The sequence below is a fragment of the Streptomyces sp. NPDC030296 genome, assembly GCF_055572815.1.
This window is the reverse complement of sequence record NZ_JBVICQ010000002.1, coordinates 306,133-318,974: the sequence shown is the minus strand read 5'-3', so window position 1 is coordinate 318,974 and position 12,842 is coordinate 306,133. Positions and strand designations below refer to the sequence as shown.

The window sequence follows — 12,842 nt, the reverse complement described above, 5'->3', positions numbered from 1 at the left end:
CACTCACGCGCAGAGAACGCGACCTCGCCCGGCAACCGGCACCCTTCCCCCCGCACCCCATCTCCCCAGGGGCGCGGGGAACTGCGCGACCAACCCTCACACACCCGCACCCGCCCACGCACGCGGCGACCCCCCCACCCGGCGGCCCCCCACCCCCTACCGCACCCGGCCCCGAAAGCTACGTGTCGCAGTCCAGCACCGTCCGGCACAACCCACACCGAGCCCGCACCCGCCCCCGAACCGGCACCCGGATCCGCTGATGACACGTCGGACAGGGAAACGACACCCGCAAGCCCCCACTCCCACTCCCACCGCCACCCTCACCCTCACCCACGCCCCGACCACCGGCCCCGGCGGCACGCGCCCCCGCACCCGCCCCCGGCACCCCCTCCGCCGAGAAGACGTACGGCACCCCCCGCTCCACCCCACCCGCCGCCGCCCGCGGCTCCCGCGCCCGGCGCCGGTCCCGCGCGTACCGTCGCCGCCCCGCCCACCCCGCCGCGGACAACGGCGGCTGCTCCTCGTCCCCGCGCGCCCGCCCCCGCCCCTCCACGTACGCCGTGTACGCCTGCGCGCTGGTGAACCACACCGACGGGTCCTCCCCGAACACCCGCGCCCGCTTGGCCAGCACGTACCCGAACTCCTCCGGCGTCAGATACCCCAGCTTCTGCGAAGACGCCCCGTCCTCCCGGTACGCGTCGAGCAGCAGCCACCCCGCCCCCAGATACGTCGCCGCCGTGTCCGTGAGGATCTCGTTCTCACGGACACCGGGGAACGACAGCCCCAGCCGGTGCAGATAGACGTGCGTCACCTCGTGCGCGAGGGCCGCCCCGATGTCCCGCCGGTGCGTGCGGAAGCGGTCGTTCAGCTCGACGAAGTACTCGGGCCCGGCGGCCAGTTCGACGTTCGCCGCATGGGTCATCTCCCGGAAGCCGACGATCAGCCGGGCGTCCGGCAGCCGATAGTGCCGCACCAGCTCACGGGCGACCCGCTGGGCACCCAGATGGAGATCGTCGGTGTCGCAGAACGCCACGTCGACCGGGGCGACGCTCATGTCGAACGTGTGGATGGTGTCGTACGACAGCCGCTTGTACAGCGCGGTGATCGACGCCCGCACGACCTCCAGGTGCGGGTACCCGTGCTCGACCGGTCCGCCGTTCGCCACGTCCGCACCCCCAAAGACGCCTCGACACGTTCCACTCTAAGCCGGTGCGGGCCGACGCCGACCGGTGCCCGCGGCGTGGGACGGCGGACCGGGCCGACGTAGGGTGACGACCATGACCACCAGCGACACCAACGAGGCGAACAGCGGCGCGGCGGCCGGCGAGGTCGACGCCGAGGTGCGGGCGGAGCTGACCCGGCTGCGGGACAGCATCGACAACATCGACGCCGCCGTCGTCCACATGCTCGCCGAACGCTTCAAGTGCACCCAGCGGGTCGGCCACCTCAAGGCCGCGCACCAGCTGCCCGCCGCCGACCCGGCCCGCGAGGCCCAGCAGATCAACCGGCTGCGGGGGCTCGCCGAAAGTGCCAAGCTGGACCCGGCGTTCGCGGAGAAGCTCCTCAACTTCATCATCGCCGAGGTCATCCGGCACCACGAACGCATCGCGGACGACGCACTGAACGGCACGACCGACGCACCCGGCAGCAACGGCACCACCGCCAACGGTGCCGCCGCGGGCCGGCGGTGACCACGGGGGAGTGACATCCCGCCCTCCAGCGGGCATCCTGCGTGAGCACTCTTCGTCAGACAGTGACTGCATGCGGTGAGAAACTCGGATCAAGGCGCCGCCGACCGCGTGCCGCCGAGCCGAGCGAGGGGACACGGGCCATGCCGTCGGAAGCCAAGATCCTCATCGTGGACGACCACGAGGACACGCTCTACGCCCTGGAGAGCGCCCTGGCCCCGCTGGGCTACCACCTGGCCCGCGCCACCAGCGGCGACGCGGCACTCAAGGAAGTCCTGCGCGGCCAGGTCGGTCTGCTCCTCCTCGACGTGCGCATGCCCGGCGTCAGCGGCCTCGACGTCGTCCGCTACATGCGCGGCGTCGAACAGACCCAGCACATCCCCGTCATCCTCCTCACCGGCTTCGGCCCCGACGCCGAGCTGACCGCCACCGCCTTCCGCCTCGGCGTCGCCGACCTCGTCATGAAGCCCATCGACCCGTGGGCGCTGCGCACCAAGGTCCGCTACCTCTTCGACGCCCACGAACGCTCCCACGCCCTGGAACGCGAGGTCCGCGAACTGCGCGCCCGCCTCAAGGACCACCAGGACCGCGACGACCGCGCGGACCGCAAACACGACGACACCGGCGGCCGCGTACCCGCCCAACGGGAGCGCACGGACGACGACGCGCGGGACGGTGCGAACGACCGGGCATAGGCCCCATACGACCGGGCGCGCGGCGCATACGACCGGACATAGGTGGCGTACCCGGCCCGCCCCTGTCCCGTGCCCTGGGCATCAGGCAGCATGTCCCTCATGTCCGTACTGACGCGCGACGAAGCGCATGCCCGTGCCCGACTCCTCGACGTCCACCGCTACGAGATCACCCTCGACCTCACGCGCGGCGACGAGACCTTCGACTCCCGTACCGTCATCCGCTTCACCGTACGGGGAAAGAAAAAGGCCGCGGACACCTTCGTCGAGCTCAAGCCCGCCGACCTGCGCTCCGTCACCCTCGACGGCAAGCCCCTCGACCCCGAGACCCTCGACGGCAACCGCCTGCCGCTCACCGGCCTCACCCCGGGCGAACACGAACTGCGCGTCGACGCCGCCATGCGCTACTCCCGCACCGGCGAGGGCATGCACCGCTTCACCGACCCCACCGACGGTGAGACCTACGTCTACACCCAGCTGTTCATGGACGACGTCCAACGCGTCTTCGCCGCGTTCGACCAACCCGACCTCAAGGCCGTCTTCGACCTGACCGTCACCGCCCCCGAGGGCTGGACCGTCCTCGCCAACGGCATCACCGCCCAGCAGGACGACGGCACCTGGCGCGCCGCCACCACCCCCCTCATCTCCACCTACCTCGTCGCCGTCGCCGCCGGCCCCTGGCACTCCGTGCGCACCGAACACCGCGGCCTGCCCTTCGGCATCCACTGCCGCCGCTCCCTGGCCCCCTACCTCGACACCGACGCCGACGAGATCCTCGACGTCACCCGCGCCTGCTTCGACCGCTACCACGAGAAGTTCGAGGAGCCGTACCCCTTCGACTCCTACGACCAGGCGTTCGTCCCCGAGTTCAACGCGGGCGCCATGGAGAACCCCGGACTCGTCACCTTCCGCGACGAGTTCGTCTACCGCTCCGCCGTCACCGACACCGAACGCCAGACCCGCGCCATGGTCATCGCCCACGAGATGGCCCACATGTGGTTCGGCGACCTCGTCACCCTCAAGTGGTGGGACGACATCTGGCTCAACGAGTCCTTCGCCGAGTACATGGGCTACCAGACCCTCACCGAGGCCACCCGCTTCACCGACACCTGGGTCGACTTCGGCGTCGCCCGCAAGGCCTGGGGCTACGACGCCGACCAGCGCCCCTCCACCCACCCCGTCGCCCCCGAGAACGTCGACGACACCGCCGCCGCCCTCCTCAACTTCGACGGCATCTCCTACGCCAAGGGCGCCTCCGCCCTGCGCCAACTCGTCGCCTGGCTCGGCGAGAAGGACTTCCTCGCCGGTATCAACGCCCACTTCACCCGCCACCGCTTCGGCAACGCCACCCTCGCCGACTTCATCGACAACCTCGCCGGCGCCACCGAACGCGACGTCCACGCCTGGGCCGACGCCTGGCTGCGCACCACCGGCGTCGACACCCTCACCCCCAAGGTCACGCGCGGCACCGACAGCACCTACACCCTCACCGTCGACCACGCCGGCACCCGCCCCCACCACATCACCGTCGGCATCTACGACCAGGACCCCGGCGACGACCAGGGGCACCTCACCCTCCGCGAGAGCCTCGCCCTCGACATCCCGCAGACCGGCGACCAGCCCATCGGCAAACGCCCCGCCCTGCTCCTCCTCAACGACGGCGACCTCACCTACGCCAAGGTCCGCTTCGACCCCGACTCCTTCACCACCGTCACCGGCCACCTCAGCGGACTCCCCGACCCGCTCACCCGCGCCGTCGTCTGGAACGCCCTGCGCGACGCCGTACGCGACGCCGAACTCCCGCCCACCGCCTACCTGGACGCCGCCCGCACCCATCTGCCCCGCGAGACCGACCTCGCCATCGTCCAGGGCGTCCTCACCTTCGCCACCACCCAGATCGCCGACCGCTTCCTCACCCCCGAGCAGCGCCCCGGCGGCCTGACCACCCTCGCCGCCCTGTGCCGCGACCTCATCCGCCGCACCGAGGACGGCGACAACCCCGGCCTGCGCCTGACCGCCGTACGCCACTTCATCGACGTCGCCGCCCACCCCGACACCATCGCCGCCTGGCTCGCCGACGGCACGGTCCCCGGCGGCCCCGAACTCGACCCCGAGTTGCGCTGGCGGGTCCTCGGCCGGCTCGCCGTCCTCGGCGCGGTCGACGCCGACGCGATCGCCGAGGAACTGGCACGCGACCCCAGCGCCACCGGTCAGGAAGGCGCCGCCCGCTGCCGGGCCGCCCTCCCCGACCCGGCGGCCAAGCAGGCCGCCTGGGAGGCGATGTTCACCACCGACGACCTCTCCAACTACCTCTTCACCGCAACCGCCCAGGGCTTCTGGCAGCCGGAACAGACGGAACTCCTCCAGGAGTACGTCGACCGCTACTGGGACGACGCGGTCACGCTGGCCGCCCGACGCGGCCCGGCCATCGCGGAGGCCGCCGGACGCTGGGCGTTCCCCGTCCACACGGTGGACGCGGAAACCCTCGGCCGCGGCGAACGCTGCCTGACCGAGGCCGCCCCCATCCCGGCCCTACGCCGAAAGCTGGTGGACCAACTCGACGACCTGAACCGCGCCCTGAAGATCAGGAACGCGTAACGGCCCCCGGCCCGCCCCCGGGCCGGTGACCTCCCCAAGGCCATGCGCGGCAGGTACCCGCCCCAAGGCTTCGCGCAGCCCGTGGCCGGGCCGGCGAAGCAAGACCGCAGGCCGACCCGATGAAGGCCCCGAGGCCACGCATGACTGGACCGGCAGAGGCGCCCACCCGCAGGCCCAGCCGGTCAAGGTCCTCAAGCCGCGCCTGGCCGGTCGGGGTATGCGGGCCATGGGGGGATCGGTCGTAAGGTCCCCGCCGACGGGCCACCACCAGGGACCGTGGCCCGGTGCCTCGCGCCCCGCGGGCGCCCGCCGTCGTGCGCTCGCGCGCGTGGCCGGTCGAGGTCCTCAACGCGCGCGGGGCCGGTCGCGGTGCACGGCCCGTGCGGTGTCGGGCGTCCGGTTTCCGCCGACAGGCTGCACGGTTGGGGCGTGAGCCCCGCCCGTGCGCGGCTGGGGGCCCGGATCTCCGCGCCCCGGCGGCGGCCGGGGGGGCGCCGTACGCTCTTTCGGTGGTATTCGGTGGCGGTTTCGGGGCCGAGCACCCAATCGGCGTACAAGATGGGACTCCCGCGCCACGGAGGAACCCATGACCAGCCCGCCCCTCGCCTCAGGCCCCCAAGGCCCCGACGCACTCCGGGCGTTGGTCGAGATCGTGCTCGGCGCGTTGCGGGACGGGGCCCGGGCCAGGGGCGGGCCGCTGCCCGCCGGTGGGCCGGAGGCGGTCGCTGCTGCCGTGCGGCACGCGCTCGGTGACCCGCTGCCCGCCGAAGGGGACCCGCAGGCGCTGCGGCGGCTGGTCCTCGCCCTCACCGCCGGCACCGCCGACCCAGCCGACCCCCTGTGCGCGGCCCACCTGCACACCCCGCCCCTGGCCGTCGCCACCGTCGCCGACCTCGCCGCCTCCGTACTGAACCCGTCGCTGGACTCCTGGGACCAGGCCCCCGCCGCCTCCGCCCTCGAAGCCCTCGTCACCCGGGCGCTCGCCGCCGAGACCGGCGCCGCCGACGCCCTCGTCACCACCGGCGGCACCGAATCCAACCAACTCGCCGTCCTCCTCGCCCGCGAGGCCCACACCGGAGTACGGCTCGTCTGCGGAGCCAACGCCCACCACTCCCTGCCCCGCGCCGCCTGGCTCCTCGGCCTGCCCGAACCCGTCATCGTCCCCACCCCGGCCGGCACCCTCGACCCCGCCGCCCTCGACCACACGCTCACCCGGCTCCAGGGGCCGCTCCTCGTCGCCGCCACCGCCGGCACCACCGACGCCGGACTCATCGACCCGCTGCCCGACATCGCCGACCTGTGCACGGCCCACGGCGCCCGCCTCCACATCGACGCCGCCTACGGCGGAGGGCTCCTCTTCAGCGCCCGCCACCGCCCCCGGCTCACCGCCCTGGACCGCGCCCACACCGTCACCCTCGACCTGCACAAACTCGGCTGGCAGCCCGTCGCCGCCGGACTCCTCACCGTCCGCGACGAAGCCGACCTGGCCGTACTCGGCCACCGCGCCGACTACCTCAACGCCGACGACGACACCGAAGCCGGCCTCCCCGACCTCCTCGGCCGCTCCCTGCGCACCACCCGCCGCCCCGACATCCTCAAGATCGCGGCCACCCTCAAGACCCTCGGCCGCACGGGACTCGGCGCCCTCGTCGACCAGGTCTGCGACCTCGCCCACGAGTTCGCCGCACTCATCGACGCCCACCCCGGCTTCGAGCTGTACGACCGGCCCACCATCAGCACGGTCCTGTTCCGGCCCGCCCGCGCCAGCGACGACACCGTGGCCGCCATCCGGCGAAAACTCCTGCACGACGGCCGCGCCGTCCTCGGCCGCGCCGCCCTCGACGGCCGGCTCTGGCTCAAGACCACCCTGCTCAACCCCCACACCCGGCCCGGCGACCTCACCGCCCTCCTCGCACTCGTGGAACGCGCGGACGGCGCCGCTGCCGCGGACCTCCCCGAAGGACACACCCCGACATGAGCACCACCCCACCCACCCCGAGCACGCCGCCGCCCGCCCCCGAAGCCCCCCGCGACGTCGTCGGCGTGGGCATCGGCCCCGCCAACCTCTCCCTCGCCGCCCTCGCCCACCCCCTCACCGAACTCGACGCCGTCTTCTACGAACAACGCCCCCGCTTCGACTGGCACCCCGGCCAGCTCATCGAGGGCACCACCCTCCAGGTCCCCTTCCTCGCCGACCTGGTGACCCTCGCCGACCCCGTCAGCCCCTGGTCGTTCCTCAACTACCTCAAGACCCGCGACCGGCTCTTCCCCTTCTACTTCGCCGAGCGGTTCCACATCCAGCGCGCCGAGTACGACGCCTACTGCCGCTGGGTCAGCGAGAACCTCCCCGGCCTGAACTTCGCCCACCAGGTCGACTCCGTCCGCTGGAACCCCGAACGCGACCTGTTCGAAGTGGACTTCACCCGACTCGACGCCGACGGCGACGCGGCACTCGGCCGCACCTACACCCGCAACGTCGTCCTCGGCGTCGGCACCGAACCCTTCGTGCCCGAACCCCTCAAGCCCCTCGTCGAAGCCCCCGGCGTCCCCGTCCTCCACGCCGCCGACTACCTGGACGCCCGCGACCGCCTCCTCACCGCCGGACACGTCACCGTCATCGGCGCCGGCCAGTCGGGCGCCGAGATCTTCCTCGACCTGCTGCGCCACCGGCCCGCCGGCCGCGAAGGACTCCACTGGCTGGGCCGCACCGAGGCGTTCGCCCCCATGGAGTACTCCAAGCTCGGCCTGGAACACTTCACCCCCGACTACACCCGCTACTTCCACGCCCTCGCCGAAACCACCCGCGACCGACTCGTCGCCGCCCAATGGCGCCTCCACAAGGGCATCGGCACCGACACCATCGCCGCCATCCACGACGAGCTCTACCGCCGCACCCTCGACGGAGGCTGGCCCGACACCGTCCTCACCCCCGGCGTCCACGTCCGCACCGCCGGCCGCCTCGCCACCACCAAGGTCGAACTCCACCTCGAACACACCGAGCAGGGCACCCGCTCCCGCCTCACCACCGACGCCGTCGTCCTCGCCACCGGCTACCGCGAACGCCCCCTCGACCGCCTCCTCGCCGGCCTCGACCCCTACATCCGCCGCGACAGCCACGACCGCCCCAGGGTCGACGAACACTTCCGGATGGTCCTCGACCCGTCGGTCACCGCCTCCGGCTGCCACCTCCACATCCAGAACGCCGAACTCCACACCCACGGCGTCGGCACCCCCGACCTGGGCCTCGCCGCCTGGCGCAGCGCCACCATCCTCAACACCCTCACCGGCAAGGAGACCTACCCCCTGCCGAGCCGCACCGCCTTCACCACCTTCGGCCTCGAACCCCGGCCCCACATCCCCCGCGCCAGGGACGAGCGGACCACGGGCCCCCTGACCCCCCTGGCCGACGTGCGCTGACCGCCACCGGCACGGCCCCAGCACTCACCGAACACACCGACGGCGCCGGCGCACCCACCGGGCGCCGACGCCGTCGACCTGCACTCCCGCGAACCGGGAGCCGAACCCTGGCCGAACCCCTAGAAGACCGGCGTACCGTTCCGGGTCAGCTTCCAGTCCACCGACGCGAACGCCGCCGGGTCGATCGCCCCCTTCGCCTTCACCCACGCGATCATCGTGTTACGGATCTCGTCCGAGTTCGACCACACCATCGGCGCCGCCGCCACATGCGGGAAGTTGCCGCCACCGTTGGCCCGGTAGTTGTTCACCGCGAACACGAACTTCTGGTCGTCCGCCAACGGCGCACCCTCGAACCGCACGTTCTTGATCCGCGAACCCGCCGGCTGCGCGATGTCGATCTCGTACGACAGACCGCTCACCGCGTCGTAGTTGTAGTCCGGCGTACCGTTCGCGTTCGTCAGCTTCGCCGGGTCCACCACCGCGTCCGGCGCCGTCTGCGCGAAGTAGTTCGCCGAGAACTCCAGATACGCCTTCATCTGCGCACCCGTCATCAGACGCGCCTCCAGCGTGTTCTCGAAGACGTACAGACCGGCGACATCACGGATGGTGACGTTCCCCGCCGGGATCACCGCGCTGCGGGAGAACGCGGCGGCCTGCGACAGCACCGGCAGCGACGCGTACTCGGAGGACGCCAGCGCCTGCTTCACCGTGTCCGCCTGGATGTGGTTGATCAGGTCGATGATCGGGACGTCCTTGTACGGCGCCTCCTCCGACCTCATCTCCGCGGCGTTCGTACCGATCACCTGGTTGACGTACGTCACGACCTTCGCGTGCTCGTCCGACAGCAGCTGCACGATCTTCGGGTCCTCCTCCACCGCGTTGGAGTTGAGGACCTGCGAACCGACCTTCTCGACCTTCCAGCAGCCCCGGCTCCATACCATCTCGAAGTCGAACAGCGTCAGCCGCTGACCCCACTTCAGCGGCTCAGACAGCACGACCTGCTTGCCGGTCTTCTTGTTGGTGACGAAGTACTGCGGGATCTCCGTGTGCGCGTGCCCCACCAGGATCGCGTCGATCCCCGGCACCTGCTCCGCCACCAGCCCGGCCGCGTTCTCGATGTACGGCAGCTGGTCACCGTACGACGACGTCCCGGACGAACCGCTGTGCGCCGACACGATGACGACGTCCGCGCCCATCGACCTGAGCCTCGGCACCCACTTCGCCGCCTGCTCCTCCAGACCCGGGAACGTCATCTTCCCCTGCACGTTCGCCTTGTCCCAGATCGCGATGCCCGGGTTCGTCAGACCCAGCACCGCCACCTTCACATCACGGCCGAACGGCGTCCGCAGCCGGTGCATGCTGAACGGCGGGAACGCCGGGCGCAGCGTTTTCGCGTCCAGCGCGTTCGCACCCAGCAGCGGGAAACGACACTGCTCCTGGAACTTCCGCAGCACCGGAATGCCGTAGTTGAACTCGTGGTTCCCGAGTGCCGCCGCGTCGTAGTCGATCGCGTTCATCGCCTGCGCCATCGGGTGGACGGGACCGCCCTTGGCCGTGATCGGGTCGACCTTCGCGTAGTAGTACGACAGCTGCGTGCCCTGGATCGTGTCACCGGCGTCGATGAGGAGCGTGTTGCCGCGCCCCTTCTCCTTGCGGACCTGGTTCACCAGCGTCGAGATCTTCGCGAGGCCGACGTCGTTGTGCGCCTTGTCGTCGAACTCCTTGTCCGTGAAGTAGTCCCAGTTGAAGACGTTGCCGTGCAGGTCCGTCGTCCCCATCACGGTGAACCGGTACCGCTTCGGGGCCTTCTCCTTGCCGCCGGTCACCTCGGCCGCCTGTGCGTTCGGCGCCAGGGCCGAACCGGCGATGGCCACCCCGGCACCGGTCACGGCTGACTTCTTCAGAAACTTCCGGCGGTTCAAGGCCATATCGGTACTCCTCGGGAGGAACGGGATCTCAACGCGCGTAGACCGGCGAACAACAAAAAAGGCCACACGCGATAACGCGCGTAGATTCTGACCCGTACATTCCACACAGCAACAGACCCTCCAGGTTGCGATCTGGTGACCGGCACCCCGCGGCTCCCCACGCCAACCGGACCCGCGGTGACAGAGTGGGACGTATGACCGACACGCCCGCACAGCCCCACCCCGCCGCCCTCCCCTACGGCACCCCCGACGCCCCCCGCATCGCCGTCCGCGGCGACGCCCACCTGGAGGTCGACCCCGAGATCGCCCGCATCGGCATCACCGTCACCGCCCGCGGCAAGGACCGCCGCACCGCCCTCGACGACCTCACCCGCCGCAACAACACCGCCCTCGACCTCGTCAAAAGCTACGGAGACGCCGTCGAACGCCTGGAAACCGGCACCTTCTCCCTCACCCCCCAACTCAAGGAGAAAGGCCGCGGTGAACGCGTCCACGCCTACCACGGCCGCGTCCACATCACCGCCGAACTCACCGACTTCACCGCCCTCGGCGAACTCACCACCCGCCTCGCCGACCTCGACCTCACCCACGTCGACGGCCCCACCTGGACCCTCCGCCCCGACTCGCCCGCCCACCGCCAAGCCCGCCAGAAAGCCGTCCGCGAAGCCGTCCAGCGCGCCCGCGAATACGCCGAGGCACTCGGCACCACCCTCGCCGCCCTCGTCGAACTCGCCGACCTCGGCGCCGAGACCCCCGAACCCTTCCGACCCGCCGCCTACGCCCGCACCATGGCCTACGCCACGGAAGACGCCGCACCGGCCCCCCTCGACCTCGAACCCGAACGCCAGCACATCCACGCCCAGGTCAACGCCCGCTTCACCCTGCACCCACCCACCCTGTGAACGCCCCCCGCCACGCCGGCGCCCGGCTTCACTGCTTGACGCCACCTTGACGCCACCTCGATAACTACCGACGACATCTGTTGACTGCTTGTCAAATACCCTTCACCCAAAGGCCGTTGAGTAGTCACGTGCCTCCAAGTCCCTACCGGCGGGTAAGCCCTAGGCTCGAACCATGCGCCGAGCAAAGATCGTCTGCACCCTCGGGCCCGCCACCGACTCGTACGACCAGATCAAGGCACTGGTCGAAGCCGGAATGGACGTCGCCCGCTTCAACCTCAGCCACGGCGACCACGCCGAACACGAGGAGCGCTACCACCACGTCCGCAAGGCCTCCGACGAAACCGGCCGCAGCGTCGGCCTCCTCGCCGACCTTCAAGGCCCGAAGATCCGCCTCGGCCGCTTCACCGAAGGCCCCGTACTCCTCGAACGCGGCGACACCTTCACCCTCACCGTCGAACCTGACATCGAAGGCACCCACGAGATCTGCGGCACGACCTACGACGGCCTCGCCACCGACGTCACGACCGGGGAACGCATCCTCGTCGACGACGGCAAAGTGACCCTCCACGTCACCGCCGTCGACGGGCCCCGCGTCCACACCGAGGTCGTCGAAGGCGGCGTCGTCTCCGACCACAAGGGCCTCAACCTCCCCGGCGTCGCCGTCTCCGTCCCCGCCCTGTCCACCAAGGACGAGGACGACCTCCGCTGGGCCCTGCGCACCGGCTTCGACATCATCGCCCTGTCCTTCGTGCGATCGGGACGGGACGTCGACGCCGTCCACCGCATCATGGACGAGGAGGGCCGCCGACTCCCCGTCATCGCCAAGGTCGAGAAACCCCAGGCGGTCGACGCCCTCGACGACATCGTCGCCGCCTTCGACGGCGTCATGGTCGCGCGCGGCGACCTCGGCGTCGAAATGCCCCTCGAACAGGTCCCCCTGGTCCAGAAGCGCGCCATCGCCCTCGCCCGACGCAACGCCAAACCGGTCATCGTCGCCACCCAGATGCTCGACTCGATGATCCACCACCCCCGGCCCACCCGCGCCGAGGCCAGCGACGTCGCCAACGCGGTCCTCGACGGCACCGACGCGGTGATGCTGTCCGGCGAGACCAGCGTCGGCAAACACCCCGTCGAGACGGTCCGCACGATGAGCCGCATCGTCGCCGCCGCCGAGGAGCACATGCTCGCCGACGGCCTCCCACCCCTCACCGAGCACAACAAACCCCGCACCCAGGGCGGCGCCGTGGCCCGCGCCGCCGCCGAGATCGGTGACTTCGTCGGCGCCCGGTTCCTCGTGGCGTTCAGCCAGTCCGGCGACACCGCCCGCCGCCTGTCCCGCTACCGCTCCCCGATCCCCCTCCTCGCCTTCACCCCCGACCCGGCCACGCGCTCCCAGCTGAGCCTCACCTGGGGCGTCGAGACGTTCCTCGGACCGCGCGTCGACTCCACCGACGCGATGATCGGCCAGGTCGACGAACTGCTGCTGCGGTACGCCCGCTGCCGCAAGGACGACACGGTCGTCATCACCGCCGGCTCCCCACCGGGCGTCGCGGGCACCACGAACCTGGTCCACATCCACCACATCGCCGAGGCCGCCGCCCCGAAGGGGTAGCGGGC

Annotated in this window: 9 protein-coding genes; 7 read left to right on the top strand and 2 right to left on the bottom strand. The window is 71.3% G+C overall.

Annotation, left to right across the window (positions count from 1 at the left end; translation table 11 throughout):
• Positions 1-178 precede the first annotated feature (178 nt).
• Positions 179-1,165 carry a hypothetical protein gene (locus tag ACZ4Z3_RS05385; RefSeq protein WP_468499772.1) on the bottom strand — a complete coding sequence of 329 codons (987 nt, stop codon included), beginning with the start codon at positions 1,163-1,165 and terminating at the stop codon, positions 179-181.
• 112 nt (positions 1,166-1,277) lie between these two features.
• Between ACZ4Z3_RS05385 and ACZ4Z3_RS05380 the strand changes: the two genes are divergently transcribed.
• From ACZ4Z3_RS05380 to ACZ4Z3_RS05360, 5 genes are all read left to right on the top strand, one after another.
• On the top strand, positions 1,278-1,691 hold the full coding sequence (locus ACZ4Z3_RS05380; protein ID WP_468499771.1) for a chorismate mutase: 414 nt from the start codon (positions 1,278-1,280) through the stop codon (positions 1,689-1,691).
• Positions 1,692-1,831: 140 nt separating this feature from the next.
• Positions 1,832-2,383 carry a response regulator gene (locus ACZ4Z3_RS05375; protein ID WP_468499770.1) on the top strand — a complete coding sequence of 184 codons (552 nt, stop codon included), beginning with the start codon at positions 1,832-1,834 and terminating at the stop codon, positions 2,381-2,383.
• A gap of 90 nt (positions 2,384-2,473) precedes the next feature.
• Positions 2,474-4,978 carry an aminopeptidase N gene (gene pepN / locus ACZ4Z3_RS05370; RefSeq protein WP_468499769.1) on the top strand — a complete coding sequence of 835 codons (2,505 nt, stop codon included), beginning with the start codon at positions 2,474-2,476 and terminating at the stop codon, positions 4,976-4,978.
• Between the two features lie 586 nt (positions 4,979-5,564).
• Complete coding sequence (locus tag ACZ4Z3_RS05365) at positions 5,565-6,956, top strand: pyridoxal phosphate-dependent decarboxylase family protein (RefSeq protein WP_468499768.1); 1,392 nt, start codon at positions 5,565-5,567, stop codon at positions 6,954-6,956.
• Positions 6,953-8,395, top strand: a complete 1,443-nt coding sequence (locus tag ACZ4Z3_RS05360) for a lysine N(6)-hydroxylase/L-ornithine N(5)-oxygenase family protein (RefSeq protein WP_468499767.1) — start codon at positions 6,953-6,955, stop codon at positions 8,393-8,395. Before ACZ4Z3_RS05365 ends, ACZ4Z3_RS05360 begins: the two co-directional genes overlap by 4 nt.
• A 119-nt stretch (positions 8,396-8,514) precedes the next feature.
• Here ACZ4Z3_RS05360 and ACZ4Z3_RS05355 read toward each other — a convergent pair whose 3' ends face one another.
• Positions 8,515-10,323, bottom strand: coding sequence for a 5'-nucleotidase C-terminal domain-containing protein (locus tag ACZ4Z3_RS05355; protein WP_468499766.1), 1,809 nt, complete (start codon positions 10,321-10,323; stop codon positions 8,515-8,517).
• A gap of 194 nt (positions 10,324-10,517) precedes the next feature.
• Here ACZ4Z3_RS05355 and ACZ4Z3_RS05350 point away from each other — a divergent pair, with 194 nt between their 5' ends.
• Both ACZ4Z3_RS05350 and pyk read left to right on the top strand, forming a co-directional pair.
• Positions 10,518-11,225 carry an SIMPL domain-containing protein gene (locus ACZ4Z3_RS05350; protein WP_468499765.1) on the top strand — a complete coding sequence of 236 codons (708 nt, stop codon included), beginning with the start codon at positions 10,518-10,520 and terminating at the stop codon, positions 11,223-11,225.
• Positions 11,226-11,397: 172 nt separating this feature from the next.
• Positions 11,398-12,837 (top strand): pyruvate kinase, encoded by a 1,440-nt coding sequence (pyk, locus tag ACZ4Z3_RS05345; protein ID WP_468499764.1) that lies wholly within the window; start codon positions 11,398-11,400, stop codon positions 12,835-12,837.
• The last annotated feature ends 5 nt before the right edge of the window (positions 12,838-12,842 follow it).

Bases quoted from the DNA above. Each gene is read 5' to 3' on its own strand.
- ACZ4Z3_RS05360 (WP_468499767.1), top strand. From the start codon at position 6,953: ATGAGCACCACCCCACCCACCCCGAGCACGCCGCCGCCCGCCCCCGAA.
- pepN (WP_468499769.1), top strand. From the start codon at position 2,474: ATGTCCCTCATGTCCGTACTGACGCGCGACGAAGCGCATGCCCGTGCC.
- ACZ4Z3_RS05365 (WP_468499768.1), top strand. From the start codon at position 5,565: ATGACCAGCCCGCCCCTCGCCTCAGGCCCCCAAGGCCCCGACGCACTC.
- ACZ4Z3_RS05375 (WP_468499770.1), top strand. From the start codon at position 1,832: ATGCCGTCGGAAGCCAAGATCCTCATCGTGGACGACCACGAGGACACG.
- ACZ4Z3_RS05350 (WP_468499765.1), top strand. From the start codon at position 10,518: ATGACCGACACGCCCGCACAGCCCCACCCCGCCGCCCTCCCCTACGGC.
- pyk (WP_468499764.1), top strand. From the start codon at position 11,398: ATGCGCCGAGCAAAGATCGTCTGCACCCTCGGGCCCGCCACCGACTCG.
- ACZ4Z3_RS05355 (WP_468499766.1), bottom strand. From the start codon at position 10,323: ATGGCCTTGAACCGCCGGAAGTTTCTGAAGAAGTCAGCCGTGACCGGT.
- ACZ4Z3_RS05380 (WP_468499771.1), top strand. From the start codon at position 1,278: ATGACCACCAGCGACACCAACGAGGCGAACAGCGGCGCGGCGGCCGGC.